General features: G+C 67.6%; 20 protein-coding genes, 2 tRNA genes and 1 riboswitch. Of the genes, 14 read left to right on the plus strand and 8 right to left on the minus strand.

Going from position 1 to position 22,875, the window contains the following annotated elements; translation table 11 throughout:
- Positions 1 to 38: 38 nt before the first annotated feature.
- Together NNZ72_RS14370 and NNZ72_RS14375 are read right to left on the minus strand one after the other, a co-directional pair.
- The gene (locus tag NNZ72_RS14370) at positions 39 to 1,763 is read right to left on the minus strand and encodes a long-chain-fatty-acid--CoA ligase (protein ID WP_257316009.1); all 1,725 of its coding nucleotides are present in this window, start codon (positions 1,761 to 1,763) and stop codon (positions 39 to 41) included.
- A 121-nt stretch (positions 1,764 to 1,884) separates the two neighbouring features.
- Complete coding sequence (locus tag NNZ72_RS14375) at positions 1,885 to 2,559, minus strand: 5-formyltetrahydrofolate cyclo-ligase (protein ID WP_257316010.1); 675 nt, start codon at positions 2,557 to 2,559, stop codon at positions 1,885 to 1,887.
- Positions 2,560 to 2,704: 145 nt separating this feature from the next.
- On the opposite strand from NNZ72_RS14375, the gene NNZ72_RS14380 reads away from it, so the two are divergent.
- On the plus strand, positions 2,705 to 3,871 hold the full coding sequence (locus NNZ72_RS14380) for an AI-2E family transporter (protein ID WP_257316011.1): 1,167 nt from the start codon (positions 2,705 to 2,707) through the stop codon (positions 3,869 to 3,871).
- A gap of 40 nt (positions 3,872 to 3,911) precedes the next feature.
- Here the strand turns inward: NNZ72_RS14380 and NNZ72_RS14385 are convergent.
- Positions 3,912 to 3,987: transfer RNA gene (locus tag NNZ72_RS14385), tRNA-Thr, on the minus strand.
- A 110-nt stretch (positions 3,988 to 4,097) separates the two neighbouring features.
- The gene (locus tag NNZ72_RS14390; protein ID WP_257316012.1) at positions 4,098 to 5,072 is read right to left on the minus strand and encodes an NAD(P)H-dependent flavin oxidoreductase; all 975 of its coding nucleotides are present in this window, start codon (positions 5,070 to 5,072) and stop codon (positions 4,098 to 4,100) included.
- Between the two features lie 253 nt (positions 5,073 to 5,325).
- Between NNZ72_RS14390 and NNZ72_RS14395 the strand changes: the two genes are divergently transcribed.
- A complete protein-coding gene (locus tag NNZ72_RS14395; RefSeq protein ID WP_257316013.1) occupies positions 5,326 to 6,465 on the plus strand; it encodes a biotin transporter BioY in 1,140 nt (379 codons plus the stop codon).
- A 36-nt stretch (positions 6,466 to 6,501) separates the two neighbouring features.
- On the opposite strand, the gene ppk2 is transcribed toward NNZ72_RS14395, so the two are convergent.
- Positions 6,502 to 7,383, minus strand: coding sequence for a polyphosphate kinase 2 (ppk2, locus tag NNZ72_RS14400; protein ID WP_257316014.1), 882 nt, complete (start codon positions 7,381 to 7,383; stop codon positions 6,502 to 6,504).
- A gap of 138 nt (positions 7,384 to 7,521) precedes the next feature.
- Here ppk2 and phoR point away from each other — a divergent pair, with 138 nt between their 5' ends.
- The 7 genes from phoR to phoB all read left to right on the plus strand — a co-directional run bounded on the left by phoR (position 7,522) and on the right by phoB (position 15,222).
- On the plus strand, positions 7,522 to 8,817 hold the full coding sequence (gene phoR / locus NNZ72_RS14405; RefSeq protein WP_371747759.1) for a phosphate regulon sensor histidine kinase PhoR: 1,296 nt from the start codon (positions 7,522 to 7,524) through the stop codon (positions 8,815 to 8,817).
- A 191-nt stretch (positions 8,818 to 9,008) separates the two neighbouring features.
- The gene (locus NNZ72_RS14410) at positions 9,009 to 10,043 is read left to right on the plus strand and encodes a substrate-binding domain-containing protein (protein ID WP_257316015.1); all 1,035 of its coding nucleotides are present in this window, start codon (positions 9,009 to 9,011) and stop codon (positions 10,041 to 10,043) included.
- 80 nt (positions 10,044 to 10,123) lie between these two features.
- Positions 10,124 to 11,608: a phosphate ABC transporter permease subunit PstC gene (gene pstC, locus NNZ72_RS14415; protein WP_257316018.1), complete on the plus strand. Its 1,485-nt coding sequence runs from the start codon at positions 10,124 to 10,126 to the stop codon at positions 11,606 to 11,608.
- Positions 11,605 to 12,933 carry a phosphate ABC transporter permease PstA gene (pstA, locus tag NNZ72_RS14420; RefSeq protein ID WP_257316019.1) on the plus strand — a complete coding sequence of 443 codons (1,329 nt, stop codon included), beginning with the start codon at positions 11,605 to 11,607 and terminating at the stop codon, positions 12,931 to 12,933. Before pstC ends, pstA begins: the two co-directional genes overlap by 4 nt.
- Before the next feature lie 13 nt (positions 12,934 to 12,946).
- Positions 12,947 to 13,762, plus strand: a complete 816-nt coding sequence (gene pstB, locus NNZ72_RS14425; RefSeq protein ID WP_257316024.1) for a phosphate ABC transporter ATP-binding protein PstB — start codon at positions 12,947 to 12,949, stop codon at positions 13,760 to 13,762.
- Positions 13,763 to 13,804: 42 nt separating this feature from the next.
- Entirely contained in the window at positions 13,805 to 14,524 is a 720-nt protein-coding gene (gene phoU, locus NNZ72_RS14430) for a phosphate signaling complex protein PhoU (RefSeq protein WP_257316025.1), read from the plus strand.
- A 14-nt stretch (positions 14,525 to 14,538) separates the two neighbouring features.
- Complete coding sequence (gene phoB / locus NNZ72_RS14435) at positions 14,539 to 15,222, plus strand: phosphate regulon transcriptional regulator PhoB (protein WP_257316027.1); 684 nt, start codon at positions 14,539 to 14,541, stop codon at positions 15,220 to 15,222.
- Between the two features lie 65 nt (positions 15,223 to 15,287).
- Here the strand turns inward: phoB and NNZ72_RS14440 are convergent, their stop codons facing one another.
- Entirely contained in the window at positions 15,288 to 15,827 is a 540-nt protein-coding gene (locus NNZ72_RS14440) for a GcrA family cell cycle regulator (protein ID WP_257316029.1), read from the minus strand.
- Between the two features lie 422 nt (positions 15,828 to 16,249).
- Between NNZ72_RS14440 and NNZ72_RS14445 the strand changes: the two genes are divergently transcribed.
- The 3 genes from NNZ72_RS14445 (at position 16,250) to NNZ72_RS14455 (ending at position 19,530) form a co-directional block, all read left to right on the plus strand.
- Entirely contained in the window at positions 16,250 to 17,443 is a 1,194-nt protein-coding gene (locus tag NNZ72_RS14445; RefSeq protein ID WP_257316031.1) for an aspartate aminotransferase family protein, read from the plus strand.
- Between the two features lie 25 nt (positions 17,444 to 17,468).
- Positions 17,469 to 18,380 carry an ornithine carbamoyltransferase gene (gene argF, locus NNZ72_RS14450; RefSeq protein ID WP_257316033.1) on the plus strand — a complete coding sequence of 304 codons (912 nt, stop codon included), beginning with the start codon at positions 17,469 to 17,471 and terminating at the stop codon, positions 18,378 to 18,380.
- Between the two features lie 145 nt (positions 18,381 to 18,525).
- Complete coding sequence (locus NNZ72_RS14455) at positions 18,526 to 19,530, plus strand: Hsp33 family molecular chaperone (protein WP_257316035.1); 1,005 nt, start codon at positions 18,526 to 18,528, stop codon at positions 19,528 to 19,530.
- A gap of 206 nt (positions 19,531 to 19,736) precedes the next feature.
- On the opposite strand, the gene apaG is transcribed toward NNZ72_RS14455, so the two are convergent.
- Entirely contained in the window at positions 19,737 to 20,129 is a 393-nt protein-coding gene (apaG, locus tag NNZ72_RS14460) for a Co2+/Mg2+ efflux facilitator ApaG/CorD (RefSeq protein ID WP_257316037.1), read from the minus strand.
- A gap of 127 nt (positions 20,130 to 20,256) precedes the next feature.
- Positions 20,257 to 21,441 (minus strand): O-succinylhomoserine sulfhydrylase, encoded by a 1,185-nt coding sequence (locus NNZ72_RS14465; protein WP_257316038.1) that lies wholly within the window; start codon positions 21,439 to 21,441, stop codon positions 20,257 to 20,259.
- A gap of 43 nt (positions 21,442 to 21,484) precedes the next feature.
- A riboswitch (SAM riboswitch) is annotated at positions 21,485 to 21,563 on the minus strand.
- Between the two features lie 74 nt (positions 21,564 to 21,637).
- On the opposite strand from NNZ72_RS14465, the gene NNZ72_RS14470 reads away from it, so the two are divergent.
- Positions 21,638 to 22,738, plus strand: coding sequence for a 2'-deoxycytidine 5'-triphosphate deaminase (locus NNZ72_RS14470; protein WP_257316039.1), 1,101 nt, complete (start codon positions 21,638 to 21,640; stop codon positions 22,736 to 22,738).
- Positions 22,739 to 22,783: 45 nt separating this feature from the next.
- Positions 22,784 to 22,857 (plus strand) — tRNA-Gly (locus NNZ72_RS14475).
- The last annotated feature ends 18 nt before the right edge of the window (positions 22,858 to 22,875 follow it).

Below are 22,875 nucleotides of genomic sequence, written 5' to 3' on the forward strand. Positions count from 1 at the left end.
CGCAAATCAAGACCGGAACGGTCGTCCGCCCGAAAAAATTAAATCGGTTTAGCCGCCATCTCCGCCGCCCTCAGTTCCTTGCGCAGGATCTTGCCGACGTTCGATTTCGGCAGCTCGTCGCGGAACTCTATGAATTTCGGCCGCTTGTAGTTGGTGAGGCTGGCGGCGCAGTGGGCCTTGATGTCGGCCTCCGTGAGCGCCGGGTCGCGGCGCACGACGAAGAGCTTCACCGCCTCGCCGGAATGCTCGTCCGGCACGCCGATCGCCGCGCATTCGAGGATGCCGGCATGCGCCATTGCCACCTCCTCCACCTCGTTCGGGAAGACGTTGAAGCCGGAGACGAGGATCATGTCCTTCTTGCGGTCGACGATCTTCGTATAGCCCTCGGGCGTCATGTAGCCGATGTCGCCGGAGCGGAAGAAGCCGTCGGCCGTCATCGCGCTCGCAGTCTCGTCCGGCCGCTGCCAGTAGCCGGACATCACCTGCGGACCGCGGATGCAGATCTCGCCCGGGGTGCCGAGCGGCAGCGGCCGGCCGTCGTCGTCGCGGATCTCGATCTCGGTCGAGGGCAGCGGCAGGCCGATGGTGCCGGTGAACTCCGGGCGGTCGAAGCGGTTGGCCGTCACCACCGGCGAGGTCTCCGACAGCCCGTAGCCCTCGGTGATGTTGCAGCCGGTCATCTGCTGCCAGCGCTCGGCCACCGGCCGCTGCACCGCCATGCCGCCGCCGAGCGTCAGCACCAGGCCGGAGAGGTCGAGCTTGGCGAAGCCGGGATTGTTCATCAGCGCGTTGAACAGCGTGTTGAGGCCGGGGAAGATGTGGAAGCGGTGCTTTCCCAGCTCCTTGACGAAGGTGGGGATGTCGCGCGGGTTGGCGATCAGCACGTTGTGGCCGCCGAGCGCGATGCCCATCAGCCCGTTCACCGTCAGCGCGAAGATATGGTAGAGCGGCAGGCCGCAGACGAAGACGAGCTGTTCCGGCCGCGCCTTCACCCGGAAGGTGGGCTCGATCCACAGCTTGATCTGCTCCATGTTGGAGATGAGGTTGGCGTGCGTCAGCGTCGCGCCCTTGGCGATCCCCGTCGTGCCGCCGGTATATTGCAGGAAGGCGGCATCGTGCGGCTCGACCTCCACGGCGGCGAGCTGCCGCTTCCCGCCCTCTTCCAGCACCCGTGCGAAAGGAACGTGTCCCGGCAGCGACCAGGCCGGCACCAGTTTCTTCACCCGGCGCACGACGAGATTGACGAGCAGGCCCTTGAGCCCCAGCATGTCGCCCATCGCGGTCACGACCACGTGGCTGACGCTGGTGCGTGCGACGACGCTCGCCACGGTCCTCGCGAAATTCTCCAGCACGAAAAGCACCTTCGCGCCGGCGTCCTTCAGCTGGTGCTCCAGCTCGCGCGGCGTGTAGAGCGGGTTGACGTTCACCACCACCAGCCCGGCGCGTAGGATGCCGAAGATGATGACGGGATTCTGCAGGACGTTCGGCATCATCACCGCGACGCGGTCGCCTTTCTTCAGCCCCTGCGCCTGCAGCCAGGCGCCGACCTTGGCGGTCTCCCGCGCGAAATCGGCGAAGGTGAGCGTGCGTCCCATGCTGGTGAAGGCCGGGCGGGCGGCGTAGCGCGCGCAGCTCGCCTCCACGAGCCTGCCGATCGATCCGTGACCGAGCGGCGCGATCTCGCCCGGCACGCCCGGCGGATAGGACGCCAGCCAGAAACGGCCCGGCGGCGGCGCGGATGGGGCGGGGTCCGTGACCGACATGCGAATGCTCCTCCTCGTGTCGCGCGGAAGAATCCTCCGTCCCTCCACGTGGGTCAGGATGACGGCTTTGGCCGGCGTCATCAAGCCTGTCCGGCATATGTTCCCGGCGTGACCGGAATGCTCAGCCGACGACGCGCGCCGGCGTCAGCGTCTCCGCCTCGGTGACGACGGCCGACATCGGGATGTCGTAGGGTTGCGGGCGGATGGTCGCGATCCGCTGCAGGCCGTAGCCGACGCCGATCGCCGTGGCCCTGCCGCCGGGCGCCGCCAGCGTCCGGTCGAAGAAGCCGCCACCGTAGCCGAGCCGGTAGCAGGCGGAATCGTAGCCGACGACCGGGGCGATCACGACGTCCGGCTCCCTGGCATCGCCTTCGGCCGGAACCGGGATGTTCCAGACGCCCTTCTCGAGCGGTTCGCCGCTTCGCCAGGCGCGGAAGAGGAGGGGCGCCGCCTTGGCGACGACGACGGGAAGAAGCGCCGTGCCGCCCTCCGCCCAGACCCGTTCGGCCAGCGGACGGAGGTCCGGCTCACCGCGGAACGGCCAGTAGAAGCTGACCGTCCTGCCGGCGAAGGGGCCGATCCGCGCCGCAAGCCGCTCGGCGATCGCCTCGGAGGCCGCCTGCCGTTCGGCCTGCGGCATCGCGAGCCGCAGGGCGATCAGCCGCTCGCGCTCGGCCTTGCGCCAGGCGGCAAGTGTGAGCCCGCCCGGCTGCGGCAGGCCCATGTAGCCGGGGTCCACCTCATGCGCCAGGCAGGCGGGCGAGGCGAAGCCCGCCGTTTCGTCGTCTGCGGCCATCTTTCCTCCTCCGGGGCATGATGCCGCGCCGCGGCCAAAAAATCCCCGCATATGTTTAACACTCTTCCGGTAGATATTACCTAGGCAATTCGGCCGCCGGAGGTCATCATGGGCCGTCGGGCCGCGGATCGGGAGTGAAGAGCTTTTGCTGCATTCGGAACATCAAAGGAACGAGCCCCGGCTTTTCGGCGCCTCCCGCCCGTCGGGCGCGGCCCTCGTCGCGCCGGTCACGGTGGCGCGCTGGCTGCTCGTCCTCGTCGTTCTCGCCGGCATCTATTTCTTCCACGGCTTCCTGGTTCCGGTGCTCGCCGCGCTCGTCATCGCCTTTGCGAGCTGGCCGCTCTATTCGCGCCTCATCGCCCGCGTCGGCGGCAACCGGACGCTTGCCGCCACGATCGCCATCCTGCTCATCCTCGGCTTCATCGTCGGCCCGATCCTGATCGCCTCCACCTATGCCTTCCACGAGATCCGCGAGTGGATCGGCTGGGCGGTCGAGACGAACCGGACCGGCGCGCCGACGCCGCTGTGGATCCGGGAGCTGCCGGCGATCGGCGGCTGGCTCGACATGCAGTGGACGCGCTTCCTCGACCATCCGGGCGCGGTCGGCGAGCTCACGCAGATCGTCAGCGGCGCCAATATCGGCAACATCTACCGGGTGGCGCTGGCGGCGGGCGGGGCGGCCTTCAACCTGCTGCTCGCCATGCTCTTCATGCTGATCGCGCTGTTCTTCATCTACCGCGACGGCCGGTCCTTCGCCGGCCAGCTCGACCGGCTCGGCGAGCGCATCCTGCCGACGCGCTGGGAGCGCATCTCGCGCATCGTGCCGGCGACGATCAGCTCGACGGTCACGGGCATGACGCTGATCGCCATCGGCGAGGGCATCGTGCTCGGCATCGCCTACTGGATCGCCGGCGTGCCCTCCGCCGTCACGCTCGGCGTGCTGACGGGCATCATGGCGCTCTTCCCCGGCGGCGCGCCGCTCTCCTTCACCCTGGTCTCGGTCTATCTCGTCTCCAGCGGCTCGCTGGTCGCCGGCCTCGGCCTCTTCGCCTGGGGCTCGATCGAGCTCTTCATCGTCGACAAGACGCTGCGCCCGCGGCTCGTCGGCGGCCCGATCAAGCTGCCGTTCCTGCCGACCTTCTTCGGCCTCATCGGCGGCGTGAAGACGATGGGCTTCCTCGGCCTCTTCATCGGCCCCGTCCTGATGGCGCTCCTCGTCGCCATCTGGCGCGAATGGATCCGCGAGGTCGACGCCCCGACGGAAGACACGACCGTCGTCAGCCTGGACACCCCCGAATCGGCGCACAAATAGACGCGGCGCGGGGGATGTTTCTCATGCCTGTCGGAAAAAATGGTGCCGCTTACGTGACTCGAACACGTGACCCCATCATTACGAATGATGTGCTCTACCGACTGAGCTAAAGCGGCCCGGTGGGTCCGAGGTGGCTCGGAACCGGAATGGCTGCGCTGATAGCCGCAATGCGGGGAGATTTCAAGCGGGGAGTTTCAACTTCGTGATTTTTCCGCCTGGCCCGGCGTCAGGCTCCGCCGCAGAGGCGGGCGCGGGCGGCGGCGTATTCGCGTTCCAGCCGGGCGACGAGCGTCTCGACCGGGGCGACAGCCTTGACCGCGGCGATCCCCTGGCCGCAGCCCCAGATGTCCTTCCAGGCCTTCGCGCCGCCCGCGGCCGTCGTTCCCCTGTCGAAGTCCATCTTGGAGGGGTCGGCCTGCGGCAGGTGGTCGGGGTCGAGGCCGGCGGCGGCGATCGAGGGCTTCAGGTAGTTGCCGTGGATGCCGGTGAAATAATTGGAATAGACGATGTCGGCGGACGAGCCGTCGACGATCGCCTGCTTGTAGGCCTCGCTCGCGCGCGCCTCCGCCGTGGCGATGAAGGGCGAGCCGATATAGGCCAAGTCGGCGCCCATCGCCTGCGCCGCGAGGACCGCCCCGCCGGTGGCGATCGCGCCGGAGAGAAGTAGCGGCCCGTCGAACCATTCGCGGATCTCCTGCACGAGCGCGAAGGGCGAGAGCGTGCCGGCATGGCCGCCGGCGCCGGCGGCAACGGCGATCAGACCGTCCGCCCCCTTGCGGATCGCCGAGACGGCGTGGCGGTTGTTGATGACGTCGTGCAGCACGATCCCGCCGTAGGAATGGACGGCCGCGTTCACCTCCGGCACGGCTCCGAGCGAGGAGATGACGATCGGCACCTTGTATTTGACGCAGAGCGCAAGGTCGTGCTCAAGCCGGCGGTTGGAGCGGTGGACGATCTGGTTGACCGCGAAGGGCGCGGCCGGCCGGTCGGGGTGCCGGGCGTCGTGGGCGGCAAGCGTCTCGGTGATTTCTGCAAGCCACTCGTCGAGCTGCGATTCCGGCCGCGCGTTGAGGGCCGGAAAGGCGCCGATGACACCGGCCCTGCATTGTGCGAGCGTGAGCGCCGGATGCGAGACGATGAAGAGCGGCGCGCCGACGACGGGCAGGCGCAGCTTGTCCCTGAGGATCGCGGGAAGGGCCATGAAACGGTCCGGGCCATATGACGTTTACGAAAACGTAAGGAGAATAGCAGCGGGACCGGGACCTGAAAAGGGCTCTTTAGCGCTTGTCGCCCGCGGCGCTTATCCCCGGTCAAGCGCGGCCCTTGCGGCCGAAAGACTTGCGCAACGCTCCCGCAAACGTTACGCAAATGCTAACAAATGCCGGAAAGGACAGCGCTTTCCACATGTGTTTCGCGGCCGAGCGATCCTGCGGCCGCCTCGCGAAAGGTCGGATGTGAGCGGACTGGAGACGGCAATCAGGAACGCGCTGGCGCGCTCGGACCGCGCCAATGCGGAAGTGCGGGCCCGCATCTACCAGTCGGCGCGCAACGCGCTGGAGGCGGGGCTTCGCAAGCAGGAGATCAACGACCCGCAGACGGTCGCCGCCCAGCGCCACCGTCTCGAGGCCACCATCCACCAGATCGAGGCGGAGGAACGGGCCGCTGCCGCCTCGCCGGTCGAGATCGCGCGCGAGACCCGGATCGAACCCGCCGCCGAGCTCCCCGGGGAGCCGGACCGCGCCCGCCGCGCCGATCCGGTCGTCGACGCGCCGGAGCGGACCGCCGGGACGGCGTCGTCCGAAGGGGCCAGCGATATCGGCGCGATCCGCCCGGACCGGGAAGACCGCTTTTCCGCCGGCGGCAGGCCGGCGCCCGCCGCCGCCGCGGAGGCGACGCCCTCCGAGCCCGCGGATTTCCGCCCCGAGCGGGTGGCGAAGGCGCGCCGGCGGCGCAGCCGCTTCTTCTCCTTCCTTCTCGTCGTGGCGACGCTGATCGCCGGCTTCGGCACGGCCGCCTGGTGGATCGAGACGAGCGGCCTCCTGGAGCCGCTGCCGGACGACGAGCTTTCGACGCCCGGAAGCATCTCGGGCGAAGCCTTCTCCGGCGAGGATCCGCTGAAGACGGCGCTCGACACGCAGAGCCGCTTTTCCTCGGACTGGCGGCCGGTCTTCGCGCCGCAGGACACGGCCGGTCTTTCGGCCGGGCCGCAGGGCCGTTTCGAATCGGTCGCCACCAGTGAAGGGCCGGCGGCGCGCGTCACCTCCGCCAATCCGGAGCGCGAGGGCGCGGTGCAGATCCCGGTCTCGCCGGACATGCTGCGCGAGATGGCCGGCAAGACCTCGACCGTGGCGCTCTCGCTCCGCTCGGTGAGCGGCAAGCCGGTCCAGGTCGCGGTCGAATGCGCCTTCTCGACCATGGGCGGCTGCGGCCGCCACCGCTTCACCGTGTCGGAGCGCACGGACGTCCTGTTCCAGGTGGAGTTCGACCGCTCGCTCTCGCCGAGCGAGCCCGGCCACCTGCTTGTCAACAGCGACATCGCCGGGGACGGCGCGAGCGTCGATCTCTACGCCGTGCGCATCCTGCCGGGCGAATGAGGCGAGGCGCTTCCGGCGGAAGCGCGTAGCGGCAGCCTATTTGAGGAAGCCGGGGCCGGAGCCGAGGATCTTGTCGTCGATCGCGCCGATCGCCTTCTTGTCCTTGCCGTCGTAGTCGAGCGTCTTCAGCATGTGGCGGATGATATCGAGGCGGGCGCGGCGCTTGTCGTTGGCGCGCACCACGGTCCAGGGCGCATGGTCGGTATGCGTCTCCTTCAGCATGCGGTCGCGCTTGGCGGTGTAGTCGTCCCATTTCTTCAGCGCGGCGATGTCCATCGCCGAGAGCTTCCAGATCTTCAGCGGGTCGTGGCGCCGGTCGTGGAAGCGCTTGAGCTGCATTTCCCGGCCGATGTCGAGCCAGAACTTGAAGAGATGGATGCCTTCCGAGGCGATCATCTTCTCGAAGCGCGGCGTCTCCTTCAGGAACTTCTCGTATTGCTCCGGCGTGCAGAAGCCCATCACCGGCTCGACGCCCGCCCGGTTGTACCAGGACCGGTCGAACAGCACGAACTCGCCGGCGGTCGGGAAGGTCGCCACGTAGCGCTGGAAATACCACTGCCCGCGCTCCGTCTCCGTCGGCTTGGTGAGCGCGACGATGCGCGCCGCGCGCGGGTTCATGTAGGACAGGGTGGCGTGGATCGCGCCGCCCTTGCCGGCGGCGTCCCGGCCCTCGAACACCGCCATCACCCGCCGGCCCGTCGCCTGCAGCCAGAACTGCACCTTGACGAGCTCGATCTGGAGAAGCTTCAGCGTCTTCTCGTAATCCTTGTTGGCGAGCTTCTTGTCGTAGGGAAAGCCGGCCGAGCCGAAGGCTTCCTTCTCCACCCAGTCGGGAAGGATGGGATCGTCGATGTCGTAGAGGCGCGTCTTGCCGCCGATCTCCAGTTCCACCGCCCGATTCTCGTCCTTGTCCGCCATCTTGCTCTCTCCGGTCGTTGGCGCCGCGCGCCGTTCGGCCGAAGCTGGCCCAACCGCATTGCGAATTCAAGCGCGCCGTGAAAAACATGTCATGAAGCCACGCTATCGGTGAGGAATCGAAGGCTGGCGGAGGAAGAAATGGTCGCGAGGAGTTGGGCGGCGGTGACGGATGAGCGCAGGCCTGTCGGCTGGGTGATGACGCAGCTCTGGGGCGAACGGGTGCTCGTCGCGGCGGCCGCCTTCGTCGGCTTCGTCATGTGGGCCGCCGGCATTCCCGCCGGCTGGGTGGCCTTCGCCATCCTGCTGCTGGTCATCGCCGGCCTCCTCCGGATCGACCGCAGGAGCGACGGCGCGGCGGGCTCGCATGCGGCGGCCGACACCGGCACCGCCGCCGCCGCGCGGCTTGCCGATCGCATGGCCGCCTATGCCGCGGTGCTGGACGCGCTCGATGCGCCGGCCCTGCTCCTGTCGAAGGCCGAGGCCGTGCGCGCACAGAACCGCGCGGCCGAAGCGCTCTTCGGCGCCATCCCGCGCGACAGCGATCTCGCCGGGCGCATCCGCGCGCCGGCGATCCTCGACATGGTGCGCGAGGCGATCGCAAGCGGCACGGCGCGCGAGACGGAGCATGCCGAGCATCTGCCGGCGGAGACCGTCTATATCGTGCGCATCGCCCCGCTCGTCCTGCGCACGGGCGATCACGTGTCAGAGCCGCTCTGGCTGCTGACCTTCCGCGACGTCTCGCAGGCCCGGCGCATCGAGCGCATGCGCTCGGACTTCGTCGCCAATGCCAGCCACGAGCTGCGCACCCCGCTCGCCTCGCTGCGCGGCTTCATCGAGACCCTGCAGGGGCCGGCGCGCAACGACCCGAAGGCGCAGGAGCGTTTCCTCGGCATCATGCACGAGCAGGTCACGCGCATGAGCCGGCTCGTCGACGACCTCCTGTCGCTGTCCCGGCTGGAGCTGCGCTCGAACCTCGCGCCCGACCAGACGGTGGACCTCGCCTCCGTGCTCAGCCACGTGCGCGATACGCTGCAGCCGCTGGCGAGCGACCTCGGGGTGGAGGTGGCGCTGGCCGTGCCGGCGCATCCGGTCGTCGTCAACGGCGACCGCGACGAGCTGGTCGAGGTCTTCGAGAACCTCGTGGAGAACGCCTGCAAGTACGGCCAGGAGGGCAAGCATGTCGAGGTGGTGCTTTCGGGCGGCGAGGGCGCGCCGGCCGAGGTCGCCGTCACCGACCACGGGCCGGGCATTCCGCCCGAGCATGTGCCGCGCATCACCGAGCGCTTCTACCGCATCAATGTCGAGGCGAGCCGGTCCAAGAAGGGCACCGGCCTCGGCCTTGCCATCGTCAAGCACATCCTCACCCGCCACCGGGCGCGCCTCGTGGTGAAGTCCGAGGTGGGCAGGGGCACGGTCTTCACCGTCAAGTTCTGACACAAAGGGCACGCGCGGCCGCGGGAGGCAGCAGAATAGCCTTTATGTTTCAGTGATTTGACCTGTCACAAATGTTTCGTCGAAATGACATAAAAGCAAGGGGGATCGGGGTCTAGAGAAAAGCCGCCGGTCAACGGCAAGAGCGCGCTGAAGCCAGCGCATCGACAAACGTTCTCTTTGGGAGACCCCAGATGACTTCTCTTAAGCTCACCGTCGCGGCGCTCGTTGCCTCCGCCGCATTCGCAGGCGCCGCCGCTGCGCGTGACCAGATCCAGATCGCCGGCTCCTCGACCGTCCTTCCCTACGCCAAGATCGTCGCCGAGAGCTTCGGCGAGACGCTTCCCGACTTCAAGACGCCCGTCGTCGAATCCGGCGGTTCCTCCGGCGGCCTCAAGGAATTCTGCAAGGGTGTCGGCCCGGACACCATCGACATCGCCAATTCCTCGCGCCCGATCAAGGACAGCGAGATCGAGGCCTGCAAGGCGGCCGGCGTGACCGAGATCCAGGAAGTCAAGATCGGCTATGACGGCATCGTCTTCGCCACCGACGCCGGCAATGCCGACCTCGCGCTGGAGCCGAAGGACCTCTACCAGGCGCTTGCCGCCGAAGTGGTCGTCGACGGCAAGCTCGTCGCCAACCCCTACCGTAAGTGGTCGGACGTCAACCCGGCGCTGCCGGACGCCGAGATCGCCGCCTATATCCCCGGCGAGAAGCACGGCACGCGCGAAGTCTTCGAAGAGAAGATCCTCGCCCACGGCTGCAAGGACTCCGGCGCGCAGGACGCCATCAAGGCGCTCGTCGCCGACGAGAAGGAGCAGGCTTCCAAGTGCATCGCCGTGCGCAAGGACGGCCTGGCCGTCGACATCGACGGCGACTACACCGAGACGCTGGCCCGCATCGACGCCAACAAGTCCGGCATCGGCGTGTTCGGCCTCTCCTTCTACGAGAACAACGCCGACAAGCTGAAGGTCGCGACCGTCAGCGGCGTGGCCCCCTCGACCGAGACGATCGCCTCGGGCGAATATCCGGTCTCCCGCCCGCTGTTCTTCTACGTCAAGAAGGCGCATCTCGGCGTGATCCCGGGCCTCAAGGACTATGTCGAGTTCTTCACGAGCGACGACATGATCGGCCCCGACGGTCCGCTCGCCGAATACGGCCTGGTTGCCGCGCCGGATGCAGAGCGCGAAGAGATCCGCAAGTCCTTCGAGGCCGGCAACATCATGTGATGGCCTGTGGCCGGCGCGGGAGACCGCGCCGGCCGCACCCCGCACGGTCGGGCGGATGAACCCGCCGGGAGACTTCCTTCATGAGCATTTCCCTCCTTCTGCTTCTCGTTGCCGCAATCGGCGTGACGGGCTACGTCGGCGGCAACCGGCGCGCCCAGGCGCTCGCCGGCGGTCGGCTTTCGAGCCTCCATTCGCGTCCAGGCTACTACGGCTCGCTCGTGGCCATCTGGGCGCTGCTGCCCGCCATCGCCGTGCTTCTCGTCTGGATCGTCGCGAGCCCCGTCTATATCGGCTCGACGATCCGCTCGGGCTTTCCGGAGGCGGTGCAGGCGGAACCGCAGGCCACGCAGAACCTCAATTACAACATGGTGGGGGCGATCGCCCGCGGCCTGAAGCTCCTGACGCCGGAGGAACGCGCGACGATCTCCGCCGACGCGGCCGCCGCGCGTGCGCTGCTTTCCTCCAAGGGCGTGCCGCTCGCCGCCGATCCGGCGCCCTACATGGTCGAGGCCGCGCAGAACCTCGACCGCATGACGACGACGAGCCGCATGATCGTCACCGTGCTCGTCCTTGCCGCCGCCCTTGCCGGCGCCGTCGTCGCCTACCGGTCCGTCGCCCCGCGCCTGCGCGCCCGCAACCGGGTCGAGGGCGTCATGCTGGCGGGCCTCGTCGGCGCCTCCTCCATCGCCATCCTGACGACGATCGGCATCGTCGCCTCCATGCTGACGGAGGCCGTCCACTTCTTCAGCATGGTTCCGGCCTGGGAATTCTTCTTCGGCACGGTCTGGGACCCGCGCTTCGCCGCGGCCGGCGCGACGGATTCCTCCGGCCAGTTCGGTCTGATCCCGCTTCTCGCCGGCACGCTCTATATCGGCTTCGTCGCCATGCTGGTGGCGGTTCCGGTCGGCCTCTTCGCCGCGATCTACATGGCCGAATACGCCTCCTCGCACTTCCGTTCGGTCGCCAAGCCGCTGATCGAGGTGCTCGCCGGCATCCCGACCATCGTCTACGGCTTCTTCGCGCTCGCCTCGGTCGGTCCGTTCCTACGCGACATCTCCGCCCAGCTGAACGGCCTCGCCACCGGCAGCTATGCGAGCTTCATCCAGGCGCAGAGCGTGCTGACGGCGGGCTTCGTCATGGGCATCATGCTGATCCCCTACGTCTCCTCGCTGTCGGACGACATCATCACCGCCGTTCCGCGGGCGCTGCGCGACGGCTCCCTCGGCCTCGGCGCGACGCGTTCGGAGACGATCAAGCGGGTCGTGCTGCCGGCCGCCCTTCCCGGCATCGTCGGCGCGCTGCTGATGACGGCGTCGCGCGCCATCGGCGAGACCATGATCGTGGTGCTCGCCGCCGGCGTGGCCGCCCGCATGCAGCTCAATCCGTTCGAGCCGATGACCACGGTGACGGTGAAGATCGTCAACCAGCTGACGGGCGACCTGGAGTTCACCTCGCCGCAGACGCTGGTCGCCTTCGCGCTCGGCATCACGCTGTTCTTCATCACGCTTTGCCTCAACATCTACGCGCTCTATATCGTGCGCAAGTACCGGGAGCAGTACGAATGAGCCAGGTCACGACAAGCCCCGCGACGGCCGCCTTCAAGGCGAGCGTCCGCCCGGAACGCCGCGACATCGGCCTTCGCCGCCGCTATGCCTCCGAGCGCCGTTTCCGCCTCTACGGCCTTGCGGCCATCGCTTTCGGCCTTCTCTTCCTCTTCCTGCTCCTGTCGTCCGTCGTCTCCAAGGGCTATACCGCCTTCCTGCAGACGAAGATCACGATCCCGGTCGAGTTCTCCGAACAGGTGATCGACAAGGACGGCGAGCGGGCAACCGATCCGAAGGTGCTGATGACGGCCAACTATCCGGTCGTCGCGCGCAACGCGCTCGCCAAGGTGCTCGGCGTCGATCCGGGCGACCGCGCGGCGATGCGCGAGGTCGGCGGCATGATCTCCGACAGCGTCCGCGTCCAGCTCCGCGACCTCGTGGTGGCCGATCCGTCGGTCATCGGCAGGACGGTGGACGTGGCGATCCTCGCCCACGGCAACGTCGATTCCGCCTACAAGGGGCAGATCGACCTCGGCGTCGACGAGAAGAACCGCAAGGTCTCCGACCGCCAGGTCGGCTGGATGAACCAGCTTGCCGAGACGGGCGCGCTTGCCGGCCACTTCAACACCGGCCTCTTCACCAACGGCGCATCGAGCCGTCCGGAAGCGGCGGGCCTCGGCGTGGCGCTCGTCGGCTCGCTCTACATGATGCTGATCGTGCTGGTGCTGTCGCTGCCGATCGGCGTCGCCGCCTCGATCTACCTGGAGGAGTTCGCGCCGAAGAACCGCTTCACCGACCTGATCGAGGTCAACATCAACAACCTCGCGGCCGTTCCCTCCATCGTCTACGGTCTGCTGGGTCTCGCGGTCTTCGTCAATTTCGCCGGCTTCCCGCGCTCGGCGGCGCTCGTCGGCGGCCTCGTGCTGACGCTGATGACCCTGCCGACGATCATCATCGCTACCCGCGCGGCGCTGAAGGCGGTGCCGCCGTCGATCCGCGCGGCGGCCCTCGGCCTCGGCGCCTCGAACATGCAGACGGTCTTCCACCACGTGCTGCCGCTCGCCATGCCGGGCATTCTCACGGGCACGATCATCGGCCTGGCGCACGCGCTCGGCGAGACCGCGCCGCTGCTCCTCATCGGCATGGTCGCCTTCGTCGCCGACGTGCCGGCGACCCCGCTCGACCCCGCGACCGCGCTGCCGGTGCAGATCTACATGTGGGCGAACGAGGCCGAGCGCGCCTTCGTCGAACGCACCTCGGGAGCCATCATCGTGCTCCTGATCTTCCTCATCCTCATGAATGTCGGCGCAATCCTCTTGCGTCGTCGTTTCGAACGACGCTGGTAAAAGGAACGGACACATGAATATCCTATCGGAAGCCGCGGTCGAGAAAGCCCTGGACAAGAAAATGAACGACGTTTCCTACAAGATGATCGGCCAGGACGTCTCCGTCTACTACGGCGACAAGCGCGCGCTCTACGACGTCAACCTGAACGTCCGCGAGAACACGGTGACGGCGCTGATCGGCCCCTCGGGCTGCGGCAAGTCGACCTTCCTGCGCACGCTGAACCGCATGAACGACACGATCGACGGCTGCCGCGTCACCGGCCGCATCGCGCTCGACGGCGACGACATCTACGACCCGTCGATCGACGTGGTGGAGCTGCGTGCCCGCGTCGGCATGGTGTTCCAGAAGCCGAACCCGTTCCCGAAGTCGATCTACGAGAACGTCGCCTACGGCCCGCGCATCCACGGGCTCGCCCGCACCCGGGCGGAGATGGACGCGATCGTCGAGAAGAGCCTGCAGCGGGCCGGCCTCTGGAACGAGGTGAAGGATCGCCTGCAGGAATCCGGCACCGGCCTTTCCGGCGGCCAGCAGCAGCGCCTGTGCATCGCGCGTGCCGTCGCCGTCAGCCCGGAGGTCATCCTGATGGACGAGCCTTGCTCGGCGCTCGACCCGATCGCGACCGCCCGCGTCGAGGAGCTGATCCACGAGCTGCGCGCCAACTTCACCATAGTCATCGTCACGCACTCGATGCAGCAGGCCGCGCGCGTCTCGCAGCGCACCGCCATGTTCCACCTCGGCCAGCTCGTCGAGGAGAACGACACCGACAAGATCTTCACCAACCCCGACGACCAGCGCACGCAGGACTACATCATGGGCCGCTTCGGCTGAGGCCGCCCGTCCCGAACCCGAGCGCAGCAAGGACTTGATCTCATGTCATCGACCCATATCGTCTCGATCTACGACGAAGAACTGAAATATCTCACCCGCCGCATCTCCGAGATGGGCGGCACCGCCGAGCAGATGGTGTCGGACGCCGTGCGCGCGCTCGTCACCACCGACGGCGCGCTCGCCCAGAAGGTGATCTCGGAGGACGTGGTGCTCGACAATGCCGAGCGCCAGATCAACGAGAAGGCCGTGCTGACCATCACCAAGCGCCAGCCGGTCTCGGCGGACCTGCGCGAGATCCTCGGCGCGGTGCGCATCGCCGCCGAGCTGGAGCGCGTCGGCGACCTCGGCAAGAACACCGCCAAGCGGGTGATCGCCGTGCAGGGCTCCGGCATGCCGCGCAAGCTCGCCCGCGGCCTGGAGCATCTCGCCGAACTGGCGCTGATGCAGCTCAAGGAAGTGCTCGACGTCTACGCCACCCGCTCCGTCGAGAAGGCGAAGGCGATCCGCGAGCGCGACGACGAGATCGATGCGATCTACACCTCGCTCTTCCGCGAGCTCCTCACCTACATGATGGAGGATCCGCGCAACATCACGCCCTGCACGCACCTCCTGTTCTGCGCCAAGAACATCGAGCGCATCGGCGACCATGCCACCAACATCGCCGAGACGATCTATTTCATGGCGACCGGCGCGCAGCCCGAGGGCGAGCGGCCGAAGGACGACAACACGGCCTCGCTCGTCGCGGCCGAACCGTCTGCATGAGGAGTACGGCGTCCATGGTGCCGAAGATTGCCGTCGTCGAGGACGAGGAGGCGCTGAGCGTCCTCCTGCGCTACAATCTGGAAGCCGAGGGGTTCGAGGTCGACACGATGCTCACCGGCGACGAGGCCGAGATGCGGCTTCGCGAACGCGTGCCGGACCTGCTCATCCTCGACTGGATGCTGCCCGGCGTCTCCGGCATCGAGCTGTGCCGCCGGCTGCGCCAGCGTCCGGAGACGGAGCGCCTGCCGATCATCATGCTGACGGCGCGCGGCGAGGAGAGCGAGCGCGTGCGCGGGCTTGCGACCGGCGCCGACGACTATGTGGTGAAGCCGTTCTCCACGCCGGAGCTCGTCGCGCGCGTGCGCGCCATGCTGCGGCGCGCCCGCCCGGAGGTCGTCTCGACGGTGCTGCGCTGCGGCGACATCGAGCTCGACCGCGAGACGCACCGCGTCCACCGCCGCAGCCGCGAGGTCCGGCTCGGGCCGACCGAGTTCCGCCTGCTCGAATTCCTGATGACGTCGCCCGGCCGCGTCTTCTCGCGTTCCCAGCTCCTCGACGGCGTGTGGGGCCACGACATCTATGTCGACGAGCGCACCGTCGACGTCCATGTCGGCCGCCTGCGCAAGGCGCTCAACTTCGCCAACATGCAGGATGTCATCCGCACGGTGCGCGGCGCCGGCTACTCGCTGGAATCCTGACCCACCGAACAGTCGAATGAAAACGGGGCCGAAAGGCCCCGTTTTCATATTCTCCGCGACGACGCTCAGCGCATGCGGCGCCGCTCCGCCGAGGGCTGGTAGGCCAGCCGCTGGTGGTAGGTGCAATAGGGCGAGTTGTCCGGCGATTCATTGCCGCAGAAGTGGAAGTCCTCGTTCAGCGGATCGCCGATCGGCCACTTGCAGGTGCGCTCGGTCAGCTGCGTCAGCTCCAGCCGCCGCGACATCGGCACGACGATGCTGTTGGCGTTCGCGGGAACGGGAAGCTGGTCCGCCGCACCGTCGAAGACCGCGTCGATCTCGTCCTTGGACAGGCCCGCACCGGCCGGGCGGGCGGCCGCGCGCTGCGTGGCGGGACGGGCGGCGAAGGCGGCGGCCGGACGCGGCGCGGGCGCCGCAGGGCGCTTCGGCCGGGCGGCGGCCTGCGTGCCGCCGGTCTTGGCGCGGCCGGGCAGATTGAGGCGGTGGACCTTGCCGATCACCGCGTTGCGGCTGACACCACCCAGTTGCGCGGCGATCTGACTCGCACTCAGGCCTTCGCTCCAGAGCTTCTTGAGTTTCTCGACCCGCTCGTCTGTCCAGTTCATTCTCTTGGTCTCCGCGCGGCGCCCCGATGCGGGAATCCCTCATCATCGTTGCGGACGGGGTCCGTAACGGTGGCGCCTTGGCATTGTTGGTGACTAGTTCCGCCGCATGCAGTCTAGCAATTGGGCATAAACTAGAGACCGGGTGACTCCGTGACAAGAGTCGCCGGAATCCGCGCGAATCGATTTTAGAGTTTTCCCCAACTTGCTGGCGAGGTGTGACTCGGACGCGACACCTTCCGCACGTGCCGTGAATCCTCACGCTGCGGCAGGTTCAGCGTCGTTTCACCATCCGCTTTTATTGACATCGCGCCGCGAAATGCCGATAGTGCCGGCTGCCGCCGAAAGGCGGCTTTTGATTTTTCCGGACCCGGAAAAGTCGTGCCGTCAAGATGAAATTTCCGCTAATCCGGAGGAAACGGGCCATGGCCGACGCCGCGCCGCTCTATGAAACCTATCTGCGCGCCCCGTTGCGGTTCGTGCGCGGGGAGGGCGTGTGGCTCGTCACCGAGGGCGGGGAACGCTATCTCGACTTCGCCGCCGGCATCGCCGTCAATTCGCTGGGCCACGCCCATCCCCACCTCGTCGCGGCCCTGAAGGACCAGGCCGACAAGGTCTGGCACCTGTCCAACCTCTACGACATCCCGGGCCAGGAGACGCTCGGGCGCAGGCTCGTGGAAGCGACCTTCGCCGACAAGGTGTTCTTCACCAATTCCGGCGCCGAGGCGCTCGAATGCGCGATCAAGACCGCGCGGCGCTATCATTTCTCCAAGGGCCATGCCGGCAAGTTCCATATCATCACCTTCGAGGGCGCCTTCCACGGCCGCACGCTCGCCACGATCGCCGCCGGCGGCCAGGAGAAATACCTGGAAGGCTTCGGCCCCAAGACGCCGGGCTTCTACCAGGTACCCTTCGGCGACATCGCCGCCGTCCGCGACGCGATCGGCGAGGAGACGGCCGCGATCCTGATCGAGCCGATCCAGGGCGAGGGCGGCATCCGCCCGGCATCGAAGGAATTCCTGCAGGAGTTGCGCGCGCTCTGCGACGAATACGGCCTGCTGCTGATCCTCGACGAGGTGCAGACGGGCGTCGGCCGCACCGGCCGCCTCTTCGCCCACGAATGGGCGGGCATCACGCCCGACATCATGGCGATCGCCAAGGGCATCGGCGGCGGCTTCCCGCTCGGCGCCTGCCTCGCCACGGCCGAGGCCGCCTCCGGCATGGTGGCCGGCACGCACGGCACGACCTATGGCGGCAATCCGCTCGCCATGGCCGTCGGCAACGCGGTGCTGGACGTGGTGCTCGCCGACGGCTTCCTCGATCATGTGCGCGATGTGGCGCTCGTCTTCCGCCAGGGCCTTGCCGCCCTCAAGGACCGGTTCCCGGACGTCGTCGAGGATATCCGCGGCGAGGGCCTGCTCATCGGCATCAAGACGAAGGTGCCGGTCGCCGACCTGCTGAACGCCGTGCGCGCGGAGAAGCTGCTCGCGGTATCCGCCGGCGGCAACGTGCTGAGGCTGCTGCCGCCGCTGACGGTGACGGCGGAGGAGGCGCGCGAGGGGCTGTCGCGCCTCGAACGGGCGGCCGAAAAGCTGACGGCCGCCGTCAAGGCCGCCTAACAGGGACAGGGACGACAGGCATATCATGGCAAAGCATTTCCTCGATCTTTCCGCCGTTTCGGAAAGCGATCTCCGCGCCATCATGGACGACGCGCACACGCGCAAGGCCGCCTCGAAGGCCGGTGCGGAGACCAGGCCGCTGGCCGGCAAGATGCTGGCGATGATCTTCGAGAAGCCCTCGACGCGCACCCGCGTCTCCTTCGACGTCGGCATGCGCCAGCTCGGCGGCGAGACGCTGTTCCTGTCGGGCACGGAGATGCAGCTCGGCCGCGCCGAGACGATCGGCGACACGGCGAAGGTGCTGTCGCGCTATGTCGACGCCATCATGATCCGCACGACCGACCATGCGCGCCTGCTGGAGCTTGCCGAGCACGCGACGGTGCCGGTCATCAACGCGCTCACCGACCTCACCCATCCCTGCCAGATCATGGCCGACATCATGACCTTCGAAGAGCATCGCGGCTCGACGAAGGGGCGCACCTTCGCCTGGACCGGCGACGGCAACAACGTGCTGCATTCCTTCGTCGAAGGCTCGGCCCGCTTCGGCTACACGATGAGGATGGCGGTGCCGCTCGGCTCCGAGCCGGACGACAGGATCCTCAACTGGGCGCGCGACAACGGCGGCGACATCCTGCTCGGCCACGATCCGGAAGCCATCGTCGCCGGCGCCGACCTGGTCGTCACCGACACCTGGGTCTCGATGAACCAGGAGCACCGCGCCCGCGGCCACAACATCTTCCAGCCCTATCAGGTCAACGGCGCGCTGATGGCGAAGGCGGACAGGGACGCGCTCTTCATGCACTGCCTGCCGGCGCACCGCGGCGAGGAGGTGACGGACGAGGTGATCGACGGCCCGCAGTCGGTGGTCTTCGACGAGGCGGAGAACCGCCTGCACGCGCAGAAGTCCATCCTCGCCTGGTGCTTCGGGGTCGTCTGAGGCGATCCTTGAAAACCGGCATGGCCGCCACGATCTAGGGTGCATCCAGGCGGCCGGGTTGCCGCGAATCACGATAGAACGCTGAAATGCAGGCGGACCGGACCCGCAAGGCTCGGCCGCCTTCCGGCGTGCGAAGGAGACGACCATGGCTGAGAAGGCCCCGAAACAGGCCCTGAAACTCGGCGAACCCGGCTTTGCCGGCGACGACCATGTCCTGCCCTTCCAGGTGGAGGGCCTCGACGTGCGCGGTCGCGCCGTCCAGCTCGGGCCGATGCTCGACGGCATCCTCGGCCGCCACGACTATCCCGCTCCCGTCGCGCGCCTGCTCGCCGAGGCGATCGTGCTGACGGTGCTGCTCGGCACCTCGCTGAAGTTCGAGGGCAAGCTGATCGTGCAGACGAAGGGCGACGGTCCGGTCGACCTGCTCGTCGCCGATTTCGCCGCACCCGAGAACGTACGCGCCTATGCCCGCTTCGACCAGGCCGCCCTCGACGCGGCGGTGGCGGAAGGCAGGACCGCGCCGCACGAGCTGCTCGGCAAGGGCGTGCTCGCCTTCACCATCGACCAGGGGCCGCACACCCAGCGCTACCAGGGCATCGTGCCGCTCGACGGCCATACGCTCGAGGAGATCGCCGGCGTCTACTTCCGCCAGTCGGAGCAGATCCCGACCAAGGTGCGCCTCGGCGTCGCCGAGCTCTTCGACCGCGACGAGGCCGGAAGGGCGCGCCATCGCTGGCGGGCGGGCGGCATGGTCGCGCAGTTCCTGCCGCAGGCGCCCGAGCGCATGCGCCAGGCCGACCTGCCGGGCGGCGACAGCGACGAGGCGGGCCATGTCGTGGCGGAGGACGATCACTGGGCCGAGGCCAAGGCGATGGTCGAGACGATCGACGCCGACGAGCTGACCGACCCGACCGTCGGCACCGAACGGCTGCTCTTCCGCCTGTTCCACGAGCGCGGTGTGCGGGTCTATCCGCCGCAACGGGTCTTCGACCGCTGCTCGTGCTCGCGCGAGAAGCTGAAGGGCGTGCTCTCCGGCCTCTCCCGCGAGGAGATCGAGGAGAGCGCGGACGCGGAGAACGAGATCGCCGTCACCTGCGAGTTCTGCTCGACGACCTATCGCTTCGAGGCGACGGAAATCCTGCCGGCATAATCGCCCCTCATCCCCCTGCCGGGGACCTTCTCCTTGGCTGCGGGGAGAAGGGATATGCCGCACCGGCTTCCTCACATGACAAGGATGTGCAAGGCACGTCCCCTCTCCCCGCTTGCGGGAGAGGGTTAGGGTGAGGGGCGGATGCGCATGTGCGATAGGCGGGAGAAGGTCCCGGCAAGGGGGATGAGGAGCAGCCCTCGGGCCCCTCAGTTCAGCACCCGCGCCTGCCCGGGCGTGTCCAGCGAGAAGGCGGGGATGGCGACGTCGAAGGCCTCGCCGTTCTCCGCCTCCATGCGATAGCGGCCGAACATGATGCCGGACGGCGTCTCCAGCGGGCAGCCGGAGGAATATTCGTAGGTGTCGCCGGGCCTGAGAACCGGCTGCTCGCCGATGACACCGGGGCCGACGACCTCGTCCACCTGCCCGTTCTGGTCGGTGATGTGCCAGTAGCGGGTCATCAGGCGCACGGAGAGATCGGAATGGTTGGCGATGACGACCCGGTATCCCCAGACGTAACGGTTGTCGTCCGGATCGGACTGATCTGCGAGATAATAGGGCTCTACGGTCACTTCGATGTCGCGGGTCAGCGCACGGTACATAGGAAAACCTTGGACTGGTTGTCTGCCGCTACTCTACAGGAATCCGTTTTCGTCAAGAATAGGTATCGTCAAGAATAGGTAAACGGCGCCGGGCGGGTCTTCGCCCGACGCCCATTTTTGGCGCGGCTCAGCCGGCGACTTTCGCAAGCGCGCGCGCAAAATCCTCGAGGAGGTCGTCGCCGTCCTCGATGCCGGCGGAGAAGCGCACCGTGCCGGCGGAGATGCCGAGTTCGGCGCGCGCCTCGTCGGTGAGGTTCTTGTGCGTCGTCGTCGCCGGATGGGTGATCAGGCTCTTGGCGTCGCCGAGATTGTTGGAGATGCGCACGATCTCCAGCGCGTCCTGCAGCGCGAAGGCCGCCTCCTTGCCGCCCTTCAGCTCGAAGCAGACGAGCGTCGAGCCGCCCGTCATCTGCCGGGCGATGATGTCGGCCTGCGGATGGTCCTTGCGGCCGGGATAGATCACGCGGGCGACCTTGCTCTCGCCTGCGAGCAAGTCGGCGATGCGGCTTGCGTTCTCCGTCTGCTGCTTGACGCGCAGCGGCAGCGTCTCGATGCCCTTCAAGAGCGTCCAGGCGTTGAAGGGCGACATGGCCGGGCCGGTATGGCGGAAATAGTCGTGCAGGTGCTCGTCGATCCACGCCTTGTCGGAGAGCACGACGCCGCCCAGGCACCGGCCCTGTCCGTCGATATGCTTGGTGGCCGAATAGACGACGACATGCGCGCCGAGCTCCAGCGGCTTCTGGAAGAGCGGCGTGGCGAAGACGTTGTCGACCACGACCTTGGCGCCGATCTGGTTGGCGAGCGTCGCCACGCCGGCGATGTCGATCACCTCCAGCGTGGGGTTGGTCGGGCTTTCGAGGAAGAAGACCTTGGTGTTCTTGCGGATCGCCTTTTCCCAGTTCTGCAGATAACGCCCGTCGACCAGCGTGCACTCGATGCCGTATTTCGGCGCCAGCGTCTCGACCACCCAGCGGCAGGAGCCGAACAGCGCCCGGGCGGCGACGATGTGGTCGCCGGCTTTCAGCTGGCAGAGGATCGCGGCGGAGACGGCGGCCATGCCCGACGCGGTGGCGCGGGCGTCCTCGGCGCCTTCCAGCATGCACATGCGCTTCTCGAACATGTCGTTGGTCGGGCTGCCGTAGCGGGCGTAGATGAAGCCGTCCGTCTCGCCCTTGAAGCGGGCCTCGGCGGCGGCCGACGTGTCGTAGACGAAACCCTGCGTCAGGAAGATCGCCTCGGCCGTTTCGCCGTGCTGGGAGCGGGTGGTTCCGCCATGGACGAGTTGGGTGGCCGGGCGCCAGGACTTGCTCATGTGATCGTCGCCTTCAAACAAAAAAACCGGCCGCGAAAGCAGGCCGGTCTGACGCCCGGCCTTTTTAGCTATTTGTTTTACGTGGCTGCAAGCCGGCCGGCCAAATCACCACGGGATAAACTGCTCCATACTGCGCGGACGTGCTTGCGTCAATTGTCCGCATTTGGTTTTGTCTGGCATCTTACGGGACGGGATCATGACGGCACGCAACTCGGGCATTCTGGCGGATCGCGCCATTCGCGGCTTGTTCGACGCCGGCAGGCTGAAAAGCGAGGCCGCGCTCGACGACGACCAGATCCAGCCGGCGAGCCTCGACCTGCGCCTCGGCGCGACGGCCTTTCGCGTGCGGGCGAGCTTCCTGCCCGGCCCGGCCAATCTCGTCGCCGACAAGCTCGACCGCCTGAAGCTCCACGTCATCGACCTCAGGGAAGGCGCGGTGCTGGAGACGGGCTGCGTCTATATCGTGCCGCTGATGGAGAGCCTCGACCTGCCGGCGGAGCTCGCGGCCTCGGCCAATCCGAAGAGCTCGACCGGCCGCCTCGACATCTTCACCCGCGTCATCACCGACCGGGCGCAGGAATTCGACAAGATCCCCGCCGGCTACAGCGGTCCGCTCTATCTCGAAATCTCGCCGCGCACCTTCCCGATCGTCGTGCGCCGCGGCTCGCGCCTGTCGCAGATCCGCTTCCGCCGCGGCAACGCCATGCTCGGCGAGGCGGAGCTCCTGGCGCTGCACAACACCGACACGCTGGTCGCGAGCGAGACCCCGAACGTCTCCGGCGGCGGCATCGCGCTCTCGATCGACCTCAAGGGCACCGGGCCGGACGGCCTGATCGGCTATCGCGGCAAGCACCATACCTCGGTCGTCGACGTCGACCGCAAGAACCAGCACGACGTCTTCGATTTCTGGGAGCCGCTGTTCAGCCGCGGCAGGAACGAACTGATCCTCGATCCGGACGAGTTCTACATCCTCGTCTCGCGCGAGGCCGTGCACGTGCCGCCGCTCTATGCCGCCGAGATGACGCCCTTCGACCCGCTGGTCGGCGAGTTCCGCGTCCACTATGCCGGTTTCTTCGATCCCGGCTTCGGCCATGCGCCGGCCGGCGGCTCCGGCAGCCGCGCGGTGCTGGAGGTGCGCAGCCACGAGGTGCCCTTCATCCTCGAGCACGGCCAGATCGTCGGCCGCCTCGTCTACGAGCACATGCTGGAGGCGCCGGAAGGCCTCTACGGCGCCGGGCTCGGCTCCAACTACCAGGCGCAGGGCCTGAAGCTCTCCAAGCATTTCCGCACCGGCTGAAGTGCTTGACAGGCCCGGCGAACTGTTGAATGGATGCACCCGGCCGCGGGTATGATGTAATGGTAGCCTGTCAGCTTCCCAAGCTGAACGCGCGGGTTCGATTCCCGCTACCCGCTCCAGCCCGGTTTCTCAGGCGT

It is taken from the genome of Shinella pollutisoli (assembly GCF_024609765.1).
Taxonomy (GTDB): Bacteria; Pseudomonadota; Alphaproteobacteria; order Rhizobiales; family Rhizobiaceae; genus Shinella; species Shinella pollutisoli.

Coding starts and splice junctions, on each gene's coding strand:
- NNZ72_RS14370 (WP_257316009.1), bottom strand. CDS start 1,763: ATGTCGGTCACGGACCCCGCCCCATCCGCGCCGCCGCCGGGCCGTTTC.
- NNZ72_RS14375 (WP_257316010.1), bottom strand. CDS start 2,559: ATGGCCGCAGACGACGAAACGGCGGGCTTCGCCTCGCCCGCCTGCCTG.
- NNZ72_RS14390 (WP_257316012.1), bottom strand. CDS start 5,072: ATGGCCCTTCCCGCGATCCTCAGGGACAAGCTGCGCCTGCCCGTCGTC.
- ppk2 (WP_257316014.1), bottom strand. CDS start 7,383: ATGGCGGACAAGGACGAGAATCGGGCGGTGGAACTGGAGATCGGCGGC.
- phoR (WP_371747759.1), top strand. CDS start 7,522: ATGGTCGCGAGGAGTTGGGCGGCGGTGACGGATGAGCGCAGGCCTGTC.
- NNZ72_RS14410 (WP_257316015.1), top strand. CDS start 9,009: ATGACTTCTCTTAAGCTCACCGTCGCGGCGCTCGTTGCCTCCGCCGCA.
- pstC (WP_257316018.1), top strand. CDS start 10,124: ATGAGCATTTCCCTCCTTCTGCTTCTCGTTGCCGCAATCGGCGTGACG.
- pstA (WP_257316019.1), top strand. CDS start 11,605: ATGAGCCAGGTCACGACAAGCCCCGCGACGGCCGCCTTCAAGGCGAGC.
- pstB (WP_257316024.1), top strand. CDS start 12,947: ATGAATATCCTATCGGAAGCCGCGGTCGAGAAAGCCCTGGACAAGAAA.
- phoU (WP_257316025.1), top strand. CDS start 13,805: ATGTCATCGACCCATATCGTCTCGATCTACGACGAAGAACTGAAATAT.
- phoB (WP_257316027.1), top strand. CDS start 14,539: ATGGTGCCGAAGATTGCCGTCGTCGAGGACGAGGAGGCGCTGAGCGTC.
- NNZ72_RS14440 (WP_257316029.1), bottom strand. CDS start 15,827: ATGAACTGGACAGACGAGCGGGTCGAGAAACTCAAGAAGCTCTGGAGC.
- NNZ72_RS14445 (WP_257316031.1), top strand. CDS start 16,250: ATGGCCGACGCCGCGCCGCTCTATGAAACCTATCTGCGCGCCCCGTTG.
- argF (WP_257316033.1), top strand. CDS start 17,469: ATGGCAAAGCATTTCCTCGATCTTTCCGCCGTTTCGGAAAGCGATCTC.
- NNZ72_RS14455 (WP_257316035.1), top strand. CDS start 18,526: ATGGCTGAGAAGGCCCCGAAACAGGCCCTGAAACTCGGCGAACCCGGC.
- apaG (WP_257316037.1), bottom strand. CDS start 20,129: ATGTACCGTGCGCTGACCCGCGACATCGAAGTGACCGTAGAGCCCTAT.
- NNZ72_RS14465 (WP_257316038.1), bottom strand. CDS start 21,441: ATGAGCAAGTCCTGGCGCCCGGCCACCCAACTCGTCCATGGCGGAACC.
- NNZ72_RS14470 (WP_257316039.1), top strand. CDS start 21,638: ATGACGGCACGCAACTCGGGCATTCTGGCGGATCGCGCCATTCGCGGC.